Annotated in this window: 17 protein-coding genes; 3 read left to right on the top strand and 14 right to left on the bottom strand. The window is 68.3% G+C overall.

Annotated features, from left to right (window positions below; translation table 11 throughout):
* Positions 1-60: 60 nt before the first annotated feature.
* Positions 61-513, bottom strand: a complete 453-nt coding sequence (locus CcI49_RS20000; protein WP_131831142.1) for a hypothetical protein — start codon at positions 511-513, stop codon at positions 61-63.
* Positions 514-1,302: 789 nt separating this feature from the next.
* On the opposite strand from CcI49_RS20000, the gene CcI49_RS19995 reads away from it, so the two are divergent.
* On the top strand, positions 1,303-2,637 hold the full coding sequence (locus CcI49_RS19995; RefSeq protein ID WP_076828486.1) for an ABC transporter substrate-binding protein: 1,335 nt from the start codon (positions 1,303-1,305) through the stop codon (positions 2,635-2,637).
* Positions 2,638-2,712: 75 nt separating this feature from the next.
* Here the strand turns inward: CcI49_RS19995 and CcI49_RS41600 are convergent, their stop codons facing one another.
* From CcI49_RS41600 to CcI49_RS19970, 5 genes are all read right to left on the bottom strand, one after another.
* On the bottom strand, positions 2,713-3,651 hold the full coding sequence (locus tag CcI49_RS41600; protein WP_083749629.1) for an acyl-CoA thioesterase domain-containing protein: 939 nt from the start codon (positions 3,649-3,651) through the stop codon (positions 2,713-2,715).
* A gap of 67 nt (positions 3,652-3,718) precedes the next feature.
* Positions 3,719-4,531: an enoyl-CoA hydratase-related protein gene (locus CcI49_RS19985; protein WP_083749628.1), complete on the bottom strand. Its 813-nt coding sequence runs from the start codon at positions 4,529-4,531 to the stop codon at positions 3,719-3,721.
* Positions 4,528-5,730, bottom strand: a complete 1,203-nt coding sequence (locus CcI49_RS19980; RefSeq protein ID WP_054569767.1) for an acyl-CoA dehydrogenase family protein — start codon at positions 5,728-5,730, stop codon at positions 4,528-4,530. Before CcI49_RS19980 ends, CcI49_RS19985 begins: the two co-directional genes overlap by 4 nt.
* 111 nt (positions 5,731-5,841) lie before the next feature.
* Entirely contained in the window at positions 5,842-6,915 is a 1,074-nt protein-coding gene (locus tag CcI49_RS19975) for an amidohydrolase family protein (protein ID WP_131831140.1), read from the bottom strand.
* A 41-nt stretch (positions 6,916-6,956) separates the two neighbouring features.
* Positions 6,957-9,473 carry a CoA transferase gene (locus tag CcI49_RS19970; RefSeq protein ID WP_076828482.1) on the bottom strand — a complete coding sequence of 839 codons (2,517 nt, stop codon included), beginning with the start codon at positions 9,471-9,473 and terminating at the stop codon, positions 6,957-6,959.
* Positions 9,474-9,972: 499 nt separating this feature from the next.
* Here CcI49_RS19970 and CcI49_RS19965 point away from each other — a divergent pair, with 499 nt between their 5' ends.
* Positions 9,973-10,635 carry a TetR/AcrR family transcriptional regulator gene (locus tag CcI49_RS19965; RefSeq protein ID WP_054569770.1) on the top strand — a complete coding sequence of 221 codons (663 nt, stop codon included), beginning with the start codon at positions 9,973-9,975 and terminating at the stop codon, positions 10,633-10,635.
* A 94-nt stretch (positions 10,636-10,729) separates the two neighbouring features.
* On the opposite strand, the gene CcI49_RS19960 is transcribed toward CcI49_RS19965, so the two are convergent.
* The 3 genes from CcI49_RS19960 to CcI49_RS19950 form a co-directional block, all read right to left on the bottom strand.
* On the bottom strand, positions 10,730-11,632 hold the full coding sequence (locus CcI49_RS19960) for a crotonase/enoyl-CoA hydratase family protein (protein WP_076828480.1): 903 nt from the start codon (positions 11,630-11,632) through the stop codon (positions 10,730-10,732).
* Positions 11,633-11,830: 198 nt separating this feature from the next.
* Positions 11,831-13,090, bottom strand: a complete 1,260-nt coding sequence (locus tag CcI49_RS19955; protein ID WP_054569989.1) for an acyl-CoA dehydrogenase family protein — start codon at positions 13,088-13,090, stop codon at positions 11,831-11,833.
* A 147-nt stretch (positions 13,091-13,237) separates the two neighbouring features.
* A complete protein-coding gene (locus CcI49_RS19950) occupies positions 13,238-14,599 on the bottom strand; it encodes an ABC transporter substrate-binding protein (protein ID WP_076828478.1) in 1,362 nt (453 codons plus the stop codon).
* Between the two features lie 885 nt (positions 14,600-15,484).
* On the opposite strand from CcI49_RS19950, the gene CcI49_RS19945 reads away from it, so the two are divergent.
* Positions 15,485-16,885: a diguanylate cyclase gene (locus tag CcI49_RS19945; protein ID WP_241840148.1), complete on the top strand. Its 1,401-nt coding sequence runs from the start codon at positions 15,485-15,487 to the stop codon at positions 16,883-16,885.
* A 142-nt stretch (positions 16,886-17,027) separates the two neighbouring features.
* Here CcI49_RS19945 and CcI49_RS19940 read toward each other — a convergent pair whose 3' ends face one another.
* The 5 genes from CcI49_RS19940 to CcI49_RS19920 all read right to left on the bottom strand — a co-directional run bounded on the left by CcI49_RS19940 (position 17,028) and on the right by CcI49_RS19920 (position 22,180).
* Positions 17,028-17,894 (bottom strand): SDR family NAD(P)-dependent oxidoreductase, encoded by an 867-nt coding sequence (locus CcI49_RS19940; RefSeq protein ID WP_158230788.1) that lies wholly within the window; start codon positions 17,892-17,894, stop codon positions 17,028-17,030.
* Between the two features lie 147 nt (positions 17,895-18,041).
* Positions 18,042-19,451 carry an aldehyde dehydrogenase family protein gene (locus tag CcI49_RS19935; RefSeq protein ID WP_131831139.1) on the bottom strand — a complete coding sequence of 470 codons (1,410 nt, stop codon included), beginning with the start codon at positions 19,449-19,451 and terminating at the stop codon, positions 18,042-18,044.
* 312 nt (positions 19,452-19,763) lie between these two features.
* On the bottom strand, positions 19,764-19,961 hold the full coding sequence (locus CcI49_RS43420) for a malonate decarboxylase subunit alpha (RefSeq protein WP_054569776.1): 198 nt from the start codon (positions 19,959-19,961) through the stop codon (positions 19,764-19,766).
* Between the two features lie 59 nt (positions 19,962-20,020).
* The gene (locus tag CcI49_RS19925; RefSeq protein ID WP_235498301.1) at positions 20,021-20,839 is read right to left on the bottom strand and encodes an SGNH/GDSL hydrolase family protein; all 819 of its coding nucleotides are present in this window, start codon (positions 20,837-20,839) and stop codon (positions 20,021-20,023) included.
* Positions 20,840-20,908: 69 nt separating this feature from the next.
* Positions 20,909-22,180, bottom strand: a complete 1,272-nt coding sequence (locus tag CcI49_RS19920) for a cytochrome P450 (protein ID WP_235498302.1) — start codon at positions 22,178-22,180, stop codon at positions 20,909-20,911.
* Between the last annotated feature and the right edge of the window lie 109 nt (positions 22,181-22,289).

Below are 22,289 nucleotides of genomic sequence, written 5' to 3'. Positions count from 1 at the left end.
CGGTCCAGCGCGACGAACAGGACCGGTCCCAGGCAGACAGGCCGGGCCTGCCGGCCGCTCTCAGCGGAGGCCGGGCAGAACCTCGTGTTCGATGAGACGCAGACTGGGCCAGGCAAGCTCTGGCGGAATGCCACCCGTCATCGGGTGCGCCTGGCCGATGGCGACGGGCTGCGTCCGCAGTTCGTCCACGTACTGCTCGGGTGTGACCACTCGGTAACGATCTCCTGCGGCCAGGTCCTCGCCGGACTCGGCCGGCTCGCAGGCGCCCGTCTCGTTTTCCTGCCCGGCGGCCGCGTTCCATCGGCTGTAGGTCGCGGCGTCATGCAGGGCAAACGGAGCGATCTGCGGCCAGACAGCCTGGACGGCCTCCTGGCCTGACGCGAGATGGGTGAATCGAGTATCGCCGCCGAAATACAGGGCCATGTCAGGGTGCACCAGCAGCGCGCAGGTGCCCGCGCGATCTCCTTGCGGATGCCGTCTGCACGGACACCTCCTTGTCATCTGGAACCGCATAGGCCGGCGCACATCATAGCATTGACTATGTAGTCAACTCAACAGTCGGACACGGCCCCACGACCAGGGCCACCCAGGCGACCGACGGAGCGAGACCATCGAGCGGCCGATCTCCGCCGGCGTCGACGATGTCGACGCCGCTCGACACCCGACCGAGCCACTCACCGCCCGACACCTCCCGGCCACCCTGGGTTCATAGTAATTGCAATGTTTACTTACTATGTGGCACCTGTTACGGTGCGGACGTCGACGGCGGCTCAACCTGTCCTGGGGGAGGCGATGAAACACGACGGCCCGATAGCCGGCGAACCAGCGGTGATCGTGTCGGCGGACTGACCTTGAACCACCGACCGACCGAGTATCTGGCGCAGAGCATCTGGTAAGGCGGAGCTTCATGAGCGCCACGAGGCAGGGCGCGTCCGCTCCTGCCGAGATCTTCGCCGCCGTGTAGAGGTCGAGTCAGCTATTCCGGCGCCGCGCAGCCCAGCGGCCGCGAACTCCGCCGAGAGAGCCTTCCTCCCGATTCCAGCACGACCAGCAGGTGAGCTTCTCGATGCCGTCGTCGAACGGGCTCGGGGTGTTATCGGCGCGATGAGTCGACGCCACTTGAAAATCGGTCCTTCCCACCGGGAGAAGCAGCCGCCTTTGAGGTCGATCCCACTTCCGGCGCGCACGAGTTCGATACCGCGCACGACGAGTGGTGAAGCCCACGGGCCGGCCGGACGAGCCGATACCTCACAGGTCGAAACCAATCGACCGGTGGAGGTTCGGCAAACTAAGGAGACAGGTATGCGGCGACCTACCCGGGTTGCTCTGGTCCTATCCGCGGCCTGCGCGCTGGGCCTCGCCGGCTGCGGCGGAGGCGACAGCGCCGGTCCGGTCACTGTCGACCAGTCACTCACCAAACTGGGGCCGGACCACGGCTGGAACCAGACCAACGTCACCGTCGACGCGGCCTCGCTCAAGTGCAACACGAAGGCCACCAACCCGAATCGCGGCATCACCGCGACCTCGATCAAGATCGGCGGCCTGGTCTCCGCCACCAGCCCGACCGGTTCCTCGCATGCCGACACCATCGACGGCGCCAAGGCCCGCTTCGCCAGGGCCAACGCGGACGGCGGCGTCAACGGACGGCAGATCGACCTCCTGGAGGCACGCGACGACGGGAGCGAAGCCGCCCGAAACGCCAGCCAGGCCCGCGCCATCGTCGAGAAGGACCAGCCCTTCGCCTCGATCGTCGGCACCACCAACGGCAACTACGTCGACTCCTTCTGCTCGGACGTCATGCCGTTCTTCGGCTGGGGCAACAACACCGGCTTCTGCGGCAACGCCATCGGCTTCGGGATCACCGGCTGCCAGACCCCGCCGGCCGGCAGCCAGCGGTCCGTCGACACCGGCGGTGGCCTGCTCGTCGCCAACGAGCTCCCCGCGGGTGCCTCCAGGACCCTCGCGTTGGTCGGCCTCGACAACGACGCCGCCCGGCAGGGCCTCGTGACCGTGCGCCAGGGCTTCGAGGTCGCCGGTTTCAAGACCGTGTACCAGGAGTCGTCCATCCCGGTTTCCGGGCTGGCTGATCCGACGTCCATCGTCAGCAGCATCATGCAGGCCGACGGGGGCCAGGCCCCAGGCGTCGTCTTCTTCATCTCGCAGTTCGCCGACGCGACCAAGCTTTCCGGCGCTCTCAAGGCCGCCGGGTTTGAAGGGTTGATCGTCTCACCGATCTACGACCCACGCGTCACCGGCATCAAGGACCTCGACAACACCTACGCGCTCATGCAGTGGCAGGGTGGGTTCGACGCCGACGTCCCGGCCGTCGCCCAGATGACGGCCGACTTCGAGAAGTACTCCGCCGGCGTCGCCCTCAGCCTCACCGCGATGTCCGGATACTGGGCAGCCGACATGCTGGTCACAGCCCTGCAGAAGGCCGGCAAGGACGTGACCGTCGACTCCTTCCTCAAGCTGCTCAACACCGGCTACACCAACTACGTCCCGGGAGCCCTGCCCGAGACACGGTGGCCACTCAACCACGTCGCCCAGGCACCCTGCGAAACAGTCGCGCACCTCTCCAACGGCAAATGGAGCGCGGACCCGCTGCAGTGCGGCGCCGTCACCAAGGTCTCCTGAACCCCGCCCATGGCTGCCCGTCCGGACGCACCCACCGGGCAGCCATGGGCATTCACGGTCCTGGAGTCAGGGGCGCTACGCATGGCGCATGAGCGTGGACTGGCCGGCGGTGGCGAGCAGCCGGCCATCCTCGCCGAACATCCGGGCGTACAGCTGCGCGACACCGCGAACCAGCGCCTCCACCCTTACGTCGAGCAGGATCCACGGACTCGAGCTGTCGTCGCCCGCTCCGGGGTCGGGTGAGATGTGCGCCAGGCGGATGCTGTTGTCCAGGCTCACCCCGTACGTGGGCACGCCGCGGGCATGGCCGATCGCGACCGGGGCGAAGTCCGCCAGTACCGCCAGCACGACGGCGGACAGCGGTAGCGGCACACGGGAGCGCAGCCACAGCATGGTGCGGGCGTTCCCGGGGGTTCCTGCCAGTTCCGGGGTGGTGGGCGTCGCCCAGCGCTGCTCGACCCGTTCCAGTAGACCTGCTGCGGACCCCGGCAGCTCAGGCCGCACCGTGTACTCGGGGCATTGCGCGGGCGTCCGCACTCCCACCGGTGCCGTCGCCAGTTGCAGATCGCGGCCGAAGTCGTCGGCGAGGTCTGCCGTGGGCCCGTTTCCGGCGCGGCCTCCGAAGGTCCCTGTGACGAGCAGGGTCTGGCGGCCCTCCACGGTTCCCCGCACGGCGGCCTGGGTCAGCCCGCGGCCACGCCGGCCGGCGTGGAGGCTCAGTTCCAGTCGTTCGCCGCACCGGATCGGACTGATGTACTGCACGGACGCCCACAGCGCGCGGCGCCCGAGTACCTCCTCGCAGAGACCGATGGCGGCGGCCAGCCCCACGCCGCCCCACAGCGCCCCGATCGAGTTGAGCAGCTGCGGCACGACCAGCACCTCGCCGCGCCCCAGCGCAGGATCGACCCGCAGCCCCAGCAGCTTTTCGGCGGCCAGGTCCCGCGGCACCCCAAAAACCGGGCGGACGCCATCCTCATGGCCTGTAGCCGCCTCCAGCTGGCTCATCCCAGCCATACCCCCACGTCGCTGAATCGCCACAATCGGTGTCCGCGTGAGACGCGGGCCATCGCTCGGTCATCGGTCAGCGAAAGCCGGCGACGCGTTGCTCCGTGTCGGAGATGTCGTACCGAGCGGCCGCCTCGTACTCGAGGCCGGCGGTAGTACGGGCGTCGTCCGCCTGCCGGTAGAGATCCTTGTACGCGGTGAGTGCACCCGCGCTGTTGGCCGCTATCTGGCGAGCGACGCCGGCGACGGTCTCGTCGAGGTCGTGCCGGGGGCAGGACAGCGTGGCCAGCCCCCAGGTCGCGGCGTCGACACCAGAGAAGGTCGTCGCGGTGTACGAGAGCAGACGGGCCCGGGCGAGGCCGACAGCACCGGGGAGGCGCTGGCTCATCCCCCAGCTCGGCCTGAGCCCCCATTTGGCGTGGGTGTCACCGAAAACCGCTTCGTCGGCGCAGATGATGACATCGCAGGCGAGCGCGATTTCCAACGCGCCGGTGAAGCAGTACCCGTTGACCTTCGCGATCACCACCGCGTCGAGGTGTCGAATCCTGTGGATGACACGCCGTGCCGGTCCGTCGAGCAACTCGCCGACCGCACCTCCGGTCAACGGCGCACCGCGCAGGGACTTCAGATCCACACCGGCGCTGAATGCCCTGCCCGCGCCGGTAAGGATGATCACAGGCACGTCATCCGCGGCCGCGGCCAGCTCGAACGCCTCTTCCAACTCGGCCAGCATCGTCGGGGTGATCGCGTTCATCGCCTGGGGCCGGTTAAGGGTGATGGTCGCGATCGGCGCGTCGAGCTGCAGCGTCAGCTCGGAGAACTCGGGGACCGTGGAGAGCCCTGACCTCGCCGCCCGCTCGTGCTCGGCACCGGATGCCGGGGCACTCATCTCGCTGGCTCCGGTGTGACCCTGCCGGCGACCGCGGCCTTGTCGGTCGCCTGCTGGGCGATTTCGCGCCCGATGATCTCCTTCATGATTTCGTTGGTGCCGCCGAAGATCGGCTGAATGCGTGCGTCGGCATAGGCGCGGGTGATCGGGTACTCCCACATGAAGCCGTATCCACCATGCAGCTGCACACAGTGGTCGACAACTCGGTTCTGCAGGTCGGACACCCACCATTTGGCTTTGGCCGCGTCGACCGCCGACAGCGAGCCGTCATTGAGGGCGAGTATGGCGCGATCCACATACACCTGTGCGATGTCCAGCTCGGTGGAGAGCTCGGCCAACCGGAACCGGGTGTTCTGGAAGTCGCCGATCGGTTTGCCGAAGGCCCGGCGCCCGAAGCAGTACTCGACGGTCCAGTCGTACGCGGCGCGGGCGAAGGCATAGGACGTGGCGGCGATCGACAGCCGCTCCAGCGGGAGCCGTTCCATCAGGTGGATCAGCCCCCGGCCTTCGGTGCCGAGCAGGGCGGTCGACGGAAGCAGGATGTCATCGAAGAACAGCTCGGCGGTGTCGTTGCCGCGTAGGCCGAGCTTCTCGAGCTTGCGACCGTGYCGGAAGCCGGGTGCGGCGCTCTCCACCAGGAAGAGGCTGTACCCGCGGGATCCGGCGTCGGGGTCGGTGCGGGCGAACACGATGACGATGTCGGCCAGGAAACCATTGGTGATGAAGGTCTTGCTTCCGGAGAGTCGCCATCCGTCGCCGTCGCGGACCGCGCTGGTGCGGACGCCCCGCAGGTCGCTGCCCGCGCCCGGCTCGGTCATCGCCAGCGCGCCGATCGCCTCGCCCGCGCACAGCCGCGGCAGCCAGCTCGCCTGCTGTTCGGGCGTGCCCAGGTCCCGAAGGTAGGGGACGACCAGGTCGTCCTGCGCGGACGTACCTGCGTTGAAGGACGATGCGCCGACCCGTGCCAGCTCCTCGATGAGGACCATCCGATACCGGTAGTCCTCCTCGCCGGCGCCGCCGTACTCGGCGGGCGCGGCGATTCCCAGCAGCCCCTGGGCTCCGGCTGCGAGCCACGCCGACCGGTCCACCAGTCCTTTCTCCGACCAGGCGTCCTGATGCGGAATCACCTCGCGCTCGACAAAGGTGCGCGCGGTCTCCCGCAGGGCCTCGTGGTCGGGCTCGTAGAGTTCTCGCCGCACGTCGCGCGCTCCTCACTTCGCAATGATGCCGAAACCGGGGACCTGACCTCACCGGACCCGGGCACCCCGTGGCCGCGCCACAGGGTGCCATTCAGGTGTTCCGGCGCATGATCAGAGGTGGAAGACCCGCTTCGCGTTGCCGTAGACGAGCTTGTACGCCTCGTCCGCGGGGACGTCGCTCATCAGATCCGCGACGACCTTGCGCGAGTTCGGCCAGGTGCAGGCCGGGTGCGGGAAGTCGGTCGACCACATGATGTTGTCGATGCCGATGTCGTGGCGCATGTTCACGCCGCGCTGCTCGTCCATGAAGGTCAGGAAGACGTTGCGGCGGAAGTACTCGCTCGGCTTCTCCTTCAGCGCCGGGAACTCGTAGCCGTGCTTCGTCATGTAGTCGAGCGTGTCCAGGTAGAAGGGCACCCAGCTCAGGCCCGGCTCGACGAACACGAACTTCAGCCGCGGAAAACGCTCGAACAGGCCGGACAGCAGCAGCATGCCGAGCGCGTCCGACATCCGCAGCGCCGGCTGCGAGGTGAACACGCCCATCTGCGGGGTTGGGTCGCGTGCCGCGATCTCCCAGTACTCGTCCTCGACGCCGAGATGCACGCAGACCGGCATGTCCAGCTCCTGCAGCCGGGCCCACAGCGGGTCGTAACGCGGGTCGTGGTACTCCGGCAGGCCGACCGAGCCCGGCTTGGTCGGCAGGTGGACGGTACGCGCCTGGTGCTCGGTCACGAGGCGCTCAAGCTCGGCCACCGCGACGTCGATGTCGCGCAGCGGGAGCTGGTAGGCGACGAGGAGCCGGCTCGGGTCGGCGCTGGCGAAGGCCGCGCCCAGATCGGCGAAGGCCCGCGCGGCTTCCTTCCAGCCGTCCAGCATCTTGCCGAAGATCCGGAACGCGGACAGGTCGCTGAAGAGGATCTCGACGTCGACGCCGTCCTCGTCCATCGCGGCGAGCCGGGCGGCCGGGTCGGAGTAGCCGGGATGACGGGCCGCCTCGTGCAGGTAGGAGCCGAGGCCGAGCGGCGGGGTACCGCGACGCTGCATGGCGGCCATCTTGGGCGCTTCCACCAGGCGGTCGGCGGCGGCGATCTCATCGCGGAAACGGGCCGGAGCCGCTTCCTTGAGCTGGTCGACCGTGACGCGGAAATGGGAGTCGACGGAAATCAACCGATCAGTTCCAGACACAGCACACCTCCTGTTGTGGGCTGTCGGGGTCGAATGGGGATTCAGGCAACCGGGGCGTCAAGCGCGGCGCGGGCGTCGAGCAGCGCGGCAATCGAGGCCTCGTCGTAGCCGAGTTCGGTGAGGATCGGTCGGGTGTGCTCGCCGGCGAGGCACGGCGGTCCGGACACCCGGCCAGGATGCGTGACGAGGTCGACGAGGACACCGGGCTGCTCGATCCGGCCGACTCCGGGCCGCTGCGCGGTGGCGATCCAGCCGCGAGCGCGGATGTCGGGGTCGTCGAACAGCTCGCGGGAAAAGGTGGTGGAGGACAGTTCACAGGGCAGGTTCCGCTTCTCGAACGCGGCCACGACGTCCTCAGCGGAGCGCCGGGCGAACAGCGGTTCGAGCACGGCACGCAGCTCGGCGTCATGTGCCCGCCGAAGAGTCGGATCGGCGAACCGCGAATCACCGCGCAGCTCGGCCGGCGCCTCCAGAGCATCACACAGGTCCGGCCAGGAGCCGTCGTCGACCACCGCGATCGTCAGCCAGGCGTCGTCTGCGAGCCGGTACAGCCCGTGCAGTGCGGACAGGCCCCGCTGACGCGCATCGATCTGTGGCCGGTCGACCGGCGTCCCGTCCGCCCGGCTGTAGGCGTACGAGGTGGCCAGCAGGGCCGCGTTGATGATGGCGGTGCCGACCCGCTGCCCCTGGCCGGTGCGCTCTCGGTGGTAGAGCGCCTGGAGGACGGCGGTCGCCCACAGATAGCCGTTACCGGTGTCCCCCATGTTGACCCGGCTCCAGAGTGGAGGGCCACCGAACCGGCAGCCGCCGTCCTCGTACTCGGTGCCGGCGAGCGCGTTCGCGGTCTGGTCCGTGCCGGGCTGCGACGAGCGCGGTCCGTCCTCGAAGCCACGGGTGTGGCAGTAGACAAGCCGGGGATACCGTTCCCGCAGCTGCTCGTAGCCGATACCGAGACGCTCGGCCGCGCCCGGGCGCATGTTGTGCGCGAGGACATCCGCAGTGGCGAGCAGGCGTTCGAGCACCTCCCTGGCCGCCGGGTCCTTGAGGTTCAGCGCGATGCTGCGCTTGCCCCAGTTCGTGCCCAGGCCGAGGTGGGTCCCGGTCCAGTAGCCGTCGTGCAGCGCGTGAACCTTGATCACGTCGGCGCCCAGATCGGCCAGGACCCGCCCGCCCCAGGGCCCGGCGACACCGATCCCGAGGTCGAGCACGCGGATGCCGTCCAGCGGGCCGCCGGCCAGGCGACGCGGCGCATCCACCGCGGCGGTCGGGCGAGTGGGCGCCTGCTCACCGGCGCTACGGTCCGCGGCGGCCTCGCCCTCGCCCGCGAGTGCGGCCAGCACCTCGCTGGTGTGCTCGCCGCGCCGGGGCGCCGGGCCGGTCACCGCGCCCGGGGTGGCCGCGAACTCGAGCAGGACCCCGGCGTGCCGAATCGGCCCGGCGTCGGGGTCGGCGACCTCGACGACACAGCCGTGGTCCAGCAGCGCCTGGTCGGCGAACGCCTCCTCCGGCGAGCGCACCTGGGCGATCCCCAGCTTGCGTGCCGCCCCGAAGGCAACCCACTGATCGCTGGGGAATCTTCGGAAGGCCGCGGCAAGCTGCTCCTGGTACATGTACAGAATCGGCAGCTCCTCGGCGTCCATCCCGATCCGCACGCCGGCCCGCATGTCGTCCGCCGGGCCGTCGATGACCAGCTCGTCGCCTTCGGCGGCGTCCAGTACCGGCGTCGGCCGGATCGTCCAGAAGTGCACCCAGCGGCCGTCCGCGCATTCGAACAGGCCCTCCGGTGCTCGCCGGTCGGTCACCCACATCCAGTAGCCGGCCGCGGTGACGTCGTCGACACGCTGCCAGTTGGGGCCGGCGGCGGCCATCGCTCCCTGCAGCAGTGACGTACGCACATGCTCGCCGAGGCCGGTGACCTCCCGGGCGCGCAGGGCCGCGCTGACGCCCGCGGTCGCGAGGTAGGCCGCTCCGACGCTCGGCCACATGGACCGCAGGAACACCGGACCGTCCTGATCGAACCGGCTTGCCGGCAGATCCGGCACCTCCAGATCGGCGAGCGGGCTCTCGGCACCGCTGATCCGATTGAGCGCCGTGCCGACGATTCCGCGTGACTCCCATTGCAGCCCGGTACGAGCCGCGACAAGTGCGTCAACCGCGGCGCGATGAGCGTCGGGGCCGTCAGCCCCGTAGCCGGTGATCGAGCAGTACACCAGCCCTGGATTGCCGGCGCGCAGCTGCGGCTCGTCGATACCCAGCCGGGTGGTCTCGCCCGGTTCGAACGACTCGACCAGCACGTCCGCCTGCGCGGCCAGTCGCAGGAAGGCCGCTCGCTGGCTGGCGTCGTCCAGGTCGAGAACTGCGCTGCGCTTGCCGCGGTGCCAGACCGTGTGCGCGACGTCGTCGCGCCCGGGATCGCCGTGCGGGGATTCGATCCGCAGGACATCCGCGCCGGAGTCGGCCAGCAGCATCGTGGTCATCGATCCGGCGGCGCCCCGGGACACGTCGAGCACGGTCAGRCCGGCGAGCGGGCCGCGGCGCGGCAGAGTCGAGTCGACCATCAGGTCCTCCCGAGTCGGTTGGGGCTTGAGGGCTGGTCCGCGCGACGCGGTCGGCGCGGTTGTCTGCGTGGGGCCTGGTCGGGCTTCGCACCGCGGCCTCGCGACCTGGCTGGGATCAGCGAGCGGACGGGACGTCAGCGCTGTTTGCGACCCGCCGCGACCGAGAATAGCATCCACTATGTGGTAGGGACCATATCCGCCCGGGACGCCCTCGCACTCCCAGCGCCGGCGGTCACCGAGGACAATGAGTTCGCCTGCACCGACATGCCACCACCCCACCCCCGTGGAGGGAGACACCCGATGACCAGCGACAGGCCGGGCGGACACACCGCCGTCGTCGGCATCGGGCCGTCCGCAGCCGGTCGTCTCGCCCTCGTCAACGGCAGCCGCACCGGCCCTGTACCGGTCGGAGCCTGACGTCTGACCAGGCCGGCGCATCCAGTCGGTTCCCCAGTCCATGGGAGGATCTGGGCCAGGTATGTGGATTGGGAGGAACACTGTGGCAGAGACGGCCGACAACGTGACCGGGTACGCCCCGCGCAACCGGTCTCGATCGCGTCGGCCGCCCAAGGACCCGGCCGGGAACACCCAGATCGTCGACGCAGCCGTCGCCTGCATCCTCGAGCTCGGCTTCTACCGGGCGAGCACCAACGAGATCGCCAGGCGAGCAGGTGTCAGCTGGGGCTCGATTCAGTACCACTTCGGTAGTCGCGAGTCGTTGATGCTCGCCGCAATCGAAGAAATCAACCGGCGTTTCATTGCTTCGATAGCAAAGTGCCACGTCGAGGGTGCCACGCTCGCAAAGCGGATCGAGTCGCTCTACGACCTGCTGGACCAGCACTACGGTGATCCGTCATATCTCGCAAGCATGCAGATCATGCTGAACTTCCAGCACGACCCGGACACCTCCCAGGCGGCCAAGGATGCCCTCTCGGAACAGCACGAGCGGGTCGCCGTCGAGGTCCGGCGGCTGCTCGCCGAGGCGCTCGGCCCGGAATCCGACGAGACCCGCCGCACCACGGTCTTCCATGCGATCCGCGGTTACGCCATCAGCACCCAGCTGGTCGACTCGATCGCCCCGGACCTTCCCCGGCTGCACAAGCATGACGCTCGAAGGATCTTCCTCGCGGGACTCGTCGCCACCCAGGAACAGGCGGACTGATCCTGGAATCCCCGCGGCCGGCGGGTCAGCGCGGCGCCGGCCCCGCGGCCGGTGGCCCGCCGGGCAGCCGGACTCCGGCTCGGCGGCCACCCGCTCACCGTGAGGTACCCGGCTGCCGGTAGGTCGGCAGGGGCAGGTGCGCGAACAGGTCGGGGGTGTCGGTCGACACACGCTGGGGGAACGTCGCCTCGCGTTTGTCGAGGAAAGCGCTGATGCCTTCACGCGCGTCGGAGCTCACCCCTCGAAGGTTGATGGCGAGTGTCTCCAGCTCGTGCGCGCGCATCGGGTGGGACTCGCCGAGCATGCGCCACAGCAGCTGGCGCGTCAGTGTCACCGACACCGGAGCGGACTCCCTCGTCAGTGAGTCCGCCAGTACGCGCGCGGCCGGGAGGAGATCAGCGGGCTGGTGGATGCTGTGGAGGAGCCCTGAGGCCCGCGCTTCCTCGGAGTCGAAGATTCTTCCGCTGTACATCCAGTCGAGTGCGGTCTGCATCCCCACCAGTCGGGGAAGGAACCAGCTCGAACATGATTCAGGAACGAGGCCACGGCGGGCGAAGACGAAACCGATTTTCGCCGCGGGCACCGCGAGACGGAAGTCGGCGGCCAACGTCATCGTGATACCCACGCCCACGGCGGGCCCGTTGATCGCCGCGATGATCGGTTTTCGTGACTCGTACATGCGCAGCGCCACCCGACCGCCGCCGTCGCGGCGCATCGCGTCGTCATGAGATCGCGCGCCGTCAGGCGCTGATCCGCTCGACGTCCACACGTCAAAGGCGCCGCCGCCGTCGCCGAGGTCCATCCCGGCGCAGAACGCCCGTCCGGCGCCGGTGAGGATGACCGCACGGACGGAGTCGTCGGCGTCCGTCCGGTCGTACGCGGCGACGAGCTCCCCCTCCATCGTGTCCGTGAAGGAGTTGAGAGCCTCCGGCCGGTTCAGGGTGATTGTGGCGATTCCATCCACCGTGTCGAGTCGAATGTGCTCGAAGAATGTCACGCCGATTCCTCCTGGGATCACAGTGCACGCCGGGCTGAGAAGGTCGAGAAGACTGGCGGCGACCCGTCGTTCTTCGGGGAACGGCCGGAGCATGCCGGTCGGCGGGCCGGCCTACCGGCGGCGGAAGTCGGCCAGGTTCATGGCCCGCGCAGCCGGCCGCCGACGGTTCCCGCGCCGCTTGTCATGCCTGAGCCCCGGTCACCGGGCAGGTCTGAGAACCGCCTGTCGGCCTGCCTCGGTCCTGGCGATCGCGTTCAGGTGCACCTCGTCCGGCCCGTCGAAGATGCGCATCGCGCGATGCCACCCGTACATGGCGGCAAGTGGCACGTCGTCGCTGACGCCGGCGCCGCCGTGAACCTGGATCGCGTGGTCGATGACCTGCAGGGCAACCCGCGGCACACTCACCTTGGCCATCGACACCAGGGGCGCGGCGGCCTTGTTACCCTCGGTATCGATCACCTTCGCCGCGTGCTGGCACAGCAGGCGAGCCTGGTCGATGGCGATCCGGGATTCGGCGATGTCGCGCCGCACCATCCCCTGATCGAGCAGCGGTCCCCCGAACGCGATCCGTGACCTGGCCCGCGCCACCATCAGCGAAAGGGCGCGTTCCGCCGCGCCAAGCGCGCGCATGCAGTGGTGGATGCGTCCAGGGCCGAGTCGGGCCTGGGCCAGCGCGAAACCGCTTCCTTCGTCACCGAGCAGGTTGTCCGCCGGGACACGGACGTGGTCGAGACGGACCTCGCAGTGCCCGTGCTGGTCGTGACGGCCGAACACGGGCACGTCCCGCACGATCTTCACCCCGGGGGTGTCGACAGGCACCAGGACGATGGACTGCTGCCGATGACGCGGGGCGGCCGGGTCCGTCTTCCCCATCACCACAAGCAGTCTGCAGCGTGGGTCGGCAGCTCCGCTGGTCCACCATTTGTGCCCGTTGATCACATAGTCGTCACCGTCACGCGTAATGCGGGTTTCGATATTGGTGGCATCACTGCTTGCCACCGCGACCTCCGTCATCGCGAACGCCGACCGGATCGTTCCGTCCAGCAGTGGCTTCAGCCACCGCATCTTCTGTTCGGCCGTACCAAAGAGGTGCAGAAGCTCCATATTGCCGGTGTCAGGGGCCTGCCCGTTGACAGCCTCGGGTGCCAGATCGAGACTCCAGCCGGTTATCTCGGCGAGCCCGGCGTAGTCAAGCTGCGAGATTCCGGACTCGGCGGGAAGGAACAGGTTCCACAGCCCACGCCGACGCGCCTCGGACTTGAGAACCTCCACCACCGGCGGGACGGTGTGGTCAGCGGGCCCCAGGCGGGCACGATATTCATGATATGGGGCTTCGGCCGGGAAGACCTGTTCGTTCATGAACTCGACCAGGCTCGCCCGTAGCGCGCGGGCCCGGTCCGACGGCGTCAGGTCGAGACCGCACACCTCGTACGGATCGTCGGTGGAGATATAGGCCATGGTCGGCTCCTCGGCGAGGATCCCCACTCGCATGTGCTCGGGCTCAGCTTCGCGAAAACGCTTCACTGGTCCCATCAAAAGGCTGATCCGAAGCCGGGATCCGATCGGGCCGGGTACCACTGGCACCCGGCCCGACGGAGTTGCCGGCTACTTCCCGGTGAGGAACACGGAACCACACCTGAGCGGGCCCGTGATGCGCCAGGCACCGTCCTTGATCTGTGCCACTGAACTACACGGAGTGGAGATGAAGTGGTTGAGCGGCCACCGGCTCTCGGGAAGCGAACCGGGAAGCTGGTATGAGTAGTTGTTGTTCAGGACAGCCAGCAGCTTGTCCACCGTCAGGTCGGGTCCGGCCTTCTCCGCGGCGGTGAGGAACATGTCGGCGGCGAAGTAGCCGGCCATCGTCGGGAGGCTCGCCACCTGGCCGGGCGCGTACTTGGCGAGATCCGCGAGCAGCTGCTTGTTGGTCGGGTTCGCGTCGTCGGATGCGGGCAGCCACTGCAGGCTGCCGTAGTTGCCGTCGAAATCCTTCACCCCGACCAGCCGGGGGTCGTAGGTCGGGCTGACCTGCTTTCCCTCGTACCCGGCCGCCTTCAACGCGGTGGAAAGCTTCAGCACCGACTGGAAGTCAGACGAGTGATACACCACGTCGGGCGCCTGACCGTCGTTCGAGGTCATGACCGCCTGGACGACCGCCGTCGTGTCGGTCAGCCCGGCGACCGGGATCGGGTTCTCCGCGTAGACCACGTCCAGGCCGGCCGCCTTCAGATTCCGGGCGATCGCCTTGACACCGGCGCGAGCAGAATCGTTGTCCACACCGACGAYAGCCACGGTGTGGTTCGTCGGAGCACCCTCGAACAGCGAGTTGATCGTGTAGGCCAGGCTGTTGGTTGCCACCTTCTCGTTGGCGAACTGGCACCCGGTTATACCGAAACCAATCGCCGTGGAGCAGTAGCCCTGATTGAATCCCCACCCGAAGAACGGAACAACATTCTCGCAGAACGTGTCCAGGTAGCCGGTGTTACTCGTCATCAGCGGAACCGCGGCGAAGATCTTTTCCTGCTCGATGAGCCGACGCGCCTGCTGCGCATTACGAGCGATGTCCTGGCCGTCGTCCGACACACCGATGAAATTGATCTTGCGGCCGTTTACTCCACCTTCGGCGTTCGCCCGCTCGAAACGGGCCTTCGCACCGACCTCGGTACCGGCCATCGAGCTGCCGTTGGCGCTGGTCAGATAGGCGAGGCCACCGATGGTGATGCTGTCCGCCGTGATTCCCCGAGTCGGGTCGGCGGCCTTGGAGCCGCATTTCAGACTGGCAGTGTCGGGCTTGTACCCACCGTCACTCCAGCCGCCGGGCGGGCCAGCCGTGGGGCCGGCCTTGGCCAGCTCGGTACCACCTGGCGCCGCCCCGCCGTCGGAGGAACTACACGCGGCAAGTGCCGTCGCCAGGACGACCATGGCGACGCCCAGCACGCGACGCCGGGAGCGCTGCCCCCGGCTCAGCATAAGTTCAGCCCCCCGCCCTCGGGCAACGCACGGCCGGAGGCCTGCCCCGCCGACGCGGTCGGCGGCCCCTCCTTGTCCGGCCAGGGATTCCGTGACAGATCAGACATGATCCACTCCTGCCGTGTCGTGACGGGCTGGATGCCCGTACCCAGGTGGGGATGAACGGCCCGCGGCCGCCACACGCTGGCCACGCAGGGCCACATGAATGCGAGCCCACGCCTAGCTATCTGTGAGTCGGGACACAGTAGCATCTACTATGTTTCTATCACTACCCTGCGACGGGACGCACCATCTGGCGCAGGTCAACCCAGATCACCACCCACAGAAACCACCGGTCATCCGCAGAACCGCTGTCCGGCAGGGACGAAGGCAGCCTCGGAGATCCCTTCACAGACCACCGAAAGTCCGACCCGGAACGAGGTACGTGACCAACGTGCGCGACCACCGCGGGACGGTGATGCTGGAGCAGTGACTCCGTACAGGCGGGCGTCGATCCCGGGCTGCGACACCGAGCAGCGCGAGGACCGAAGCATCCCGGCCACCGGCCGGCGCGGCCCCCCTGGCACACGGCAGCCACCGACTCCATCGGACATCTCGGCGGCAGGACCCGTCAGCGAACGGACGTTCCGCCGGGTCGCCAAAGGGGTCGCCCTGCTTCTCGTAGTGCTGATCGCTCCGCTTCTCATGCTGTCAGGACGGGCGCTGGTGATCGCGGAGGGCATCGCTCTCGTCGCCAGCAGCACCATCGCCACTGCCATGGGCACCGTTTCAGTGGTACGTACACGCGGTATCCAGCGCCGATGGCGCCTCCTGCTGACCGTCTGCCTTCTCAGCCTCCTCGTCGCCTCGGTCCACTGGTGCCTTCTCTTCGCACAGGGAGAGAGGGTGGAGCTCAGGCCCTCGGGGTCCGACACGGCCTACCTGCTCGCACCGGTGCTTTCCCTGCTGGCGTTGATGATCCTGCCGAAAGGCCCACCTGCCACCGTCCCGGGAAAGCGCGCACCTCCCGACATGGACGGCACCACCCAGTCCTCACCCATCGTCGTCGTGCTCGACAGCCTGGTGTTCGTCGTGTCGATGTTCCTGATCGCCTGGATGGCACTGCTGAGGCGGATCGCTGATTCCGGAATCAGCGGACTGCCTCTCGCGATCGCGCTTGGATTTCCGCTTTGCGGGACGTTGGTGGTGGTCACCATCCCGCTGATAATGGTCTTCCGGCGGCCACAGAACGGGCGGGCCGTAGCCGTGCTCACCGCCRGCCTGCTCGTGTTGGCCGGTTCCGCATCGGTGATCGTGCACCTGACCGTGTCGGGCGCGCTCAGCGCCGACCGCCTCGCCCTCTACTGGCTTGGCATGGTCGCCGCACCGCCGCTGATCGCGGCCGCCATGCTGGTTCCACAGCAGCGCGTCAAACATCGGCGCGAACGTCCTGGGGCGGACGACCTCGCGGTCTGGCTGCATGCCTACCTGCCCTATCTGCCATCGCTGATCGCCGCCGTGCTTGTGGTCGTGCCCGCCGCGCGCCGTGACGATCTTGACGGCACCACGGTCCTCCTTGCGATCACGCTGGCCGCTCTGGTCGTGATTCGCCAGATGATCACCGTCGGTCAGAACGCGCGACTACTGGTGAAGGTCCGCGCGGCGCACCGGCGGCTGCACTACCAGGCTCTTCATGATCCTCTAACAGGTCTGGCGAACCGCGCGCTGTTCACCACCGAACTGACCGAAGCGGTCGAGGAACACCACTCCCATCAGCTGTCCGTGGTCACTCTTTTCTGCGATCTCGACGAGTTCAAGGCGGTCAACGACGCTCTCGGACACGCGGCTGGCGACGAGCTCCTGCGAGCGGTGGCCATGCGGCTGCGCACCGCGGTCCGGGACGACGACCTCGTCGCCCGAATCGGAGGGGACGAGTTCGCCGTCCTGATCCGCGATGCCCGCAGGAACGCCCGGGCGATCGGCGAGGACACCGCCGGGAGAATCGCAGGCGCGATGCGCCCCGCGTTCAGCCTCCACGGAGTGCCACGCCACGTCCGCGCCAGCGTCGGCGTCGCCGTAGCCGACTCCTCCGTGTCCGGAGTAACTGCCGAGGAGCTTATGCACCGTGCGGACATGGCGATGTACGAAGCCAAATGTCATGAACAGCAGACCCGGGCAGCCCACCGCCTCCCGAGCCCCTTCAGCTGGCTCCAGAGGTGGCGACAGTCCGTAGAGACGAGCAGACCCCCTGGGCAGAAGCTCCAACACGATCCCGATGGGCGGGACGTGACAGCGCGGCGTCGGTGAGGCGCGACTCCTGTTTCGTGACGATGACGGGCGCCAGCGTGTTCTCAGCTGTCAGACCGGGCGGTTTGCAGCCGGCCGACGCGATCTGTCTGCCCGGCTATGAGCTGCCGTCGCCGCCGCGGCGCCGGTCCGGCCCGCCGGCTCAGATTCCCCAGAGGTAGGAGTCGGGAGCCGATCGGTCGACGAGAGCCGCCGCACGGCGGCGAATGATGTCGGCCTGCCAGTCGATGTCGGCGGCGAATCGGCCGTCGTAGAGCCGCTTGTCGGCTTCGTGGTCGTGGTAGGCCCAGAAGCTACCGTTGCGGACCGCTTCGAGCACGGTGGTCGCGACTTCCTGGGGCTCCGCGAGCACGGCTATGGCGCCCTTGGCCTCGAGGCCCTGCTGCACGAAGGTCATGGTCGCCCGGTCACCCGCCAGGTTCGTCTTCGTCAGCGGCGGGAGCACGACATGCGCCTGGATCAGCGCGCCCTGGTCGCGCAGCTGGCCGTACAGGGCTTCCATCAGCGTGCAGACGGCCGCCTTGGAGCTGGAGTAGGCCGGCGTCTGGTACATGACACCGACTGCTCCGGACCCGGACGATGCGCCGAGGATGTGGCCGGGAGTTCCCTGGGCGACCATCCGCGGCGCGAACGCCTTGATGCCGTGCAGTATCCCGAAGAAGTTGATGTCGTACACCCGACGCCAGTCGGACATCTCGTCGTCGAACAGGCCTCCGCCCCCGGCGACGCCGGCATTGAGGAACAGCACGTCGACCTGTCCGTAGTGATCGAACGCGGCATCGGCGAGCTGTCGGACCGAGTCGAAGTCGGCTACGTCGGTCGGCACCCCGAACACGTCGTGACCGCGACCGCGCAGCTCGTCGACGGCGTCCTGAAGCGCCGCGGAGTCGATGTCGGACAGCACGACCCTGCATCCCTGCCCCGCGAAGAGCGTGGCCGTGGCCCGGCCGATTCCGTGTGTTCCACCGGCCCCGGTGATGACCACGACCTTGCCCTCGAGATCCTGCACGCCCATCTCCCTTTCCATTCTGCGACGGCCCAGCCCATGGGGGCTCCTCGGTATCCGCCATTCATCGCCGGGGCGTTATCTGATCCGGCCGCTGACCCGGCCCGTCGAGAAAGACCTCCGCCCGGCTGGGGCGGAATGGCAGATCGGTCAGACCCGCTCCGGGTCCTTGTAGACGATGACGGTCTTGAGTTCGGCATAGGCGTCCAGGCCCACCTGGCCGCAGTTTCTGCCGATGCCGCTGGACTTCACTCCGCCGAACGGGATTCTCGGGTCTATCTCGGTGTGCTGGTTCACCCACGCGGTGCCGCACTCCAGCCGCGCGGCGATCCGCTCGCCCCGCGCGAGGTCCGAGGTCCAGACCGATCCGCACAGACCGTACTCGGTGGCGTTGGCCTGCTCGAGCGCCCATTCCACGTCGTCGAAGGGGATGACGGGCAGCACCGGGCCGAACTGCTCCTCGTCAACGACCTGCACACCGGGGCCGACACCCGTCATGATCGTCGGTGGGTAGAAGTAGCCCGGGCCCTGCGCCGGCGTGCCGCCGACGACGGCCTTGCCGCCATGGTCGAGGGCATCGGTGACGAGGGCGCTGACGCGGTCGAACTGGGCCCTGGTGGTGACCGGGATCATCCCGACGACCCGTTCGCGGGCGATCACCGCGAGCTCGTCGACAAGCTCCTGGTAGACGGACTCGTGGGCGTACACGCGCTTGATCGCCGCACAGACCTGCCCGTGACCGGTGAACGCGGAATCGAAGATTCGCTGTGCGACCTTCTTCGGGTTCACGTCGTCGAGCACGATCGCCGCGTCGTTGCCGCCCAGCTCGAGCAGCAGGTTCTTCAGCCCTGGCGCGGCGGCGGCCGCGATCGCGCGGCCCGCCGCGATGCTGCCCGTGAAGCTGATCAACCTCGTGGCCGGGTGCGCGACCATCGCCTTCCCGATCTCGTCGTCGCCGGCAAGGATGTTGACGACCCCGGGCGGAACAATGTCCTTCCAGAGCTTCGCCACGAACAAGGTCGCCAGCGGCGTGAACGGGGAGGGCTTCGCGACGATCGTGTTCCCGACCAGCAGGGCGCTGAAGACCTTCTCGGCGAGAATGAGGATCGGCGCATTCCACGGGATGATCGCGGCGACGACCCCGACCGGGGCGCGCACCACCTTGACGGTACGTTCGGCGGAGTCCTCGATGAGGTCGACCGGCAACTCCTGCTCGGCGGCATGATTGGCGAACCAGGGCGCGGCCAACGCCTCGAGGGCGATGGACGGGGCACCCTTCTCCAGCGCGGTGATCTCCTCGATCATCGCGTAGTTGGCCCCGATCGCCTCACCCATCGCCTTGATCACCGCCTGGCGTTCCGCCTCCGGCCGGGCGGCCCAGGCCGGCAGAGCGGCCGTCGCCGCCGTCATCGCGGCGCCCACCATCTCGACGGTCGCCACCGGGAACCGGGCGACCTCTTCGCCGGTCGCGGGGCTGACAACCGGCATGCTCTGATCACCCGTCACCAGGTGGCCGTTGATCAGCTGACCGAGCTCATTCAACGTTGCCTGCACGATCATCAGGAAGTTCACCTCATCCGTCCGTCACGCGGCTGTCTGTTACCTGCGACCAGGTGAACAATAGTTCTCACTATGTAGTGATGCAACCATCAGTCTGGTGGTTCGCCCCCTGGGCCGCGGCTGGGAATGCCGCCGCGAGGAGTCATGACCTGGATGTCGACGTAGGTCTCCGCCGCGGCCAGGCGGCACGCGAGTTCGGCTGCCTCCCTGCGTCGCAGCACGGCGGGTGCGTTCAGGACGAGATCGCTGTCGCGGTCAGCGAGCGGTCCCGTTCCCCCGCCCGGCGCACGTCGATCACCGCGGGACGCGTCATCACCAGCTCCGGAACCGGGCCGGCGGGTCGTAGAGACCGCCCGAGCAGGCCACGAGGTCTTCGATGCTGTGGGCCGCGAGCAGAGAACGGTCAGCCTCTGCACGCCGCACGCCGAGGTCCTCCGGGGTGACCAGAACCCCGTCACGGCGCAGTCGCCCGCGCTCGGCCGGTGTCGAACCCGCGCCCGCGAGCTGCACGAACGCTACCCGGGGTGGGCGGACATCGACCTGTAGCGCCAGGCCCCTCTGCGCTCGGCTCAGTCGAGCAGTTCCGCCAGAGCGCCCGCGATCGCGGCCATTCCGGCCAGGTTCGGATGAAACGACGCCCCGGTACGTTCCAGTTCCGGCACGAAGCCGAAAATCCACGGCTCCCGAGCAGCGCCGCCCAGCTCGTGCCCATCGCTCAGCACAGAGGCCGCCAACAGCTCGGCGCCAGAGCGCTCGGCGGCCCGCACATGGGCGTCCCGCAGCGCCGCCTGGATGCGCAACAACGCCGCCAGGTCCTCGGCCGGGAAGGGCACGTCGACACGCGGGCGGGTGCCGTCCCCGAGAGCGGTCAGATAGTCCACAAGAATCACTCGGCTGCGTGGGGCGCGCCGGTGCGCCTCGCGCACGATGCGGGCCAGACCATCCGCGACCTGCTCCACGTCTGCGTCCGTGGGGTCCGGGATGCCGCCGCCGCCCAGCATCTCGTCCAGCATCCGCACCATCGCGCCATCCGGGTCGTGACTTCGCCACGCGGCGGCGAGCATCGAGCCCACGAACCGCAGGTCGTTGCCGCCGGCCGTGACCGTGACTATGTCGGCGTCGGCGGGGAGGCCATGGATCTGCGGCGCGAACCGGGCACCTCTCATCGTCGTCTGCGCATTCTCCAGGATGGTCTCGGTGGTCGCGCCCGAGACGGTGAGATCCACAAGCCGCACGCCGAGCTGTGCCGCGAACAGGTGCGGATAGTTGCGAGCGGATCGCATCGCGGCGGTGTCCGCCATCGGTTCGATGCCGGGACCAGCTGCGTAGGAGCTTCCGAGCGCGGCGATGACCCGGGGCTGAGCCATGCGCCGATGTTGCCGGCTCATGCCCGCGAGGCGCTCGTCCGCGCCGCGCTCGGATGCGCGACTGCATGATTCCATCATCGAAGGCAGCCCTCAGGTGGTTGCGGTGAACGGCACCTTCGAAAGTCCGCGCACGTTCGAGGAGTACGCGCGTTCGAATCCGGCGCGATCCACCTCGTAGTCCGGGAAGCGCCGGAGAAACTCCTCCAACGCGATGCGGGTCTCCAGCCGGGCAAGCGCCGCCCCCAGGCAGAAATGCACGCCCTTGCCGAAGGCAAGATGCCGATCGATCACGCGGTCGACACGGAACACATCCGGGTCGGTGAACACCCGGGGGTCACGGTTCGCCGCCCCGTTGACCAGCAGCACGGTCTCCCCCGCCGGCACCTCCTGACCATGCCAGAGCATCGGCCGCGTGGTCACCCGCCCCTGGTAGTGGGACGGCGGGTCGAACCGCAGCACCTCCTCGACCGCGTTCGGCCACAGCCCCGGATCGGCGACCAGCCGCGCCCGCTCACCCGGGAAGTCGGCGAGCGCCACCACGCCGGTGGTGATCAGCTTGGTCGTCGTCTCATTGCCTGCGACACCGAGCAGCAGGCAGAACCAGACGATCTCCTCGTCGCTGAGACGCTGCTGCGCGCCGTCATCGTCCACGATGGTCGCCTCGACAAGCGCCGTCGCCAGGTCGTCCCGGGGGGCTCTACGCCGCGACGCGACCAGTTCGCTGAAGTACACCCACAGCTCGGCGCCGGCGGACTGCGCATCCCCTGGGCGGTCGAGGCTGCCTTCCTCTCGAACCATCAGGCGATCGGACAGGCTCCGGATGTGAGCCCGGTCGTCGTCCGGCGCCCCCAGCAACGCCGCGATCACCGCCATCGGCAGGAGCCCGGCGAAATCCGCGACAACCTCACCGCCGCCGCCCGCCACCAGCGGATCGAGCCAGCCCGCCGCCATCCCCCGCACCTTGGCGTCCAACTCCGAGACACGCCGCGGTGTGAACGCCCTACTGACAATCTTGCGCAGCGTGTCGTGCCGCGGTGGATCCTGGAAGATGATCATATCCGGCGGCGGTTCGTCGGATCGAATGGACTCGATCAGCGTGCCACGGGCCGAACTCAGGGCGGCATGGTCGACCAGGCCTGCCGCCACGTCCTCGAACCGCGTCAGGGCCCAGAAACCCACCTCGGCGTTGTGATACAGCGGCTGTTCTTCCTGCATGCGCCGGTATATCGGGAAAGGGTTGTCCTGATCCTCGAAAGAAGCGGGGTCGTAGCTGAGAGCTGTTTGCGTCACAAGCATCCTCCTGAATCGGGCCATGCGCGATATTTTAAACTCGCTGTAGTAGTTACTATGTTCCGGCAACACGGATCCGATGTCATACGCATCGACATCCGCATGCCAGACGCGAACTGCAGTCGTCGCCGATCAGACCCGGCTCAGCGAGCCCGCAGGCCACGAATCGGGTGGCCCGCCA

This window comes from Frankia sp. CcI49 (assembly GCF_001983215.1).
GTDB classification, from domain to species: domain Bacteria; phylum Actinomycetota; class Actinomycetes; order Frankiales; family Frankiaceae; genus Parafrankia; species Parafrankia irregularis.
This window is presented reverse-complemented; position numbering and strand designations above follow the sequence as displayed.

Coding starts and splice junctions, on each gene's coding strand:
- CcI49_RS20000 (WP_131831142.1), bottom strand. CDS start 513: ATGCGGTTCCAGATGACAAGGAGGTGTCCGTGCAGACGGCATCCGCAA.
- CcI49_RS19995 (WP_076828486.1), top strand. CDS start 1,303: ATGCGGCGACCTACCCGGGTTGCTCTGGTCCTATCCGCGGCCTGCGCG.
- CcI49_RS41600 (WP_083749629.1), bottom strand. CDS start 3,651: ATGGCTGGGATGAGCCAGCTGGAGGCGGCTACAGGCCATGAGGATGGC.
- CcI49_RS19985 (WP_083749628.1), bottom strand. CDS start 4,531: ATGAGTGCCCCGGCATCCGGTGCCGAGCACGAGCGGGCGGCGAGGTCA.
- CcI49_RS19955 (WP_054569989.1), bottom strand. CDS start 13,090: ATGGCCTATATCTCCACCGACGATCCGTACGAGGTGTGCGGTCTCGAC.
- CcI49_RS19935 (WP_131831139.1), bottom strand. CDS start 19,451: ATGATCGTGCAGGCAACGTTGAATGAGCTCGGTCAGCTGATCAACGGC.
- CcI49_RS19925 (WP_235498301.1), bottom strand. CDS start 20,839: ATGAGCCGGCAACATCGGCGCATGGCTCAGCCCCGGGTCATCGCCGCG.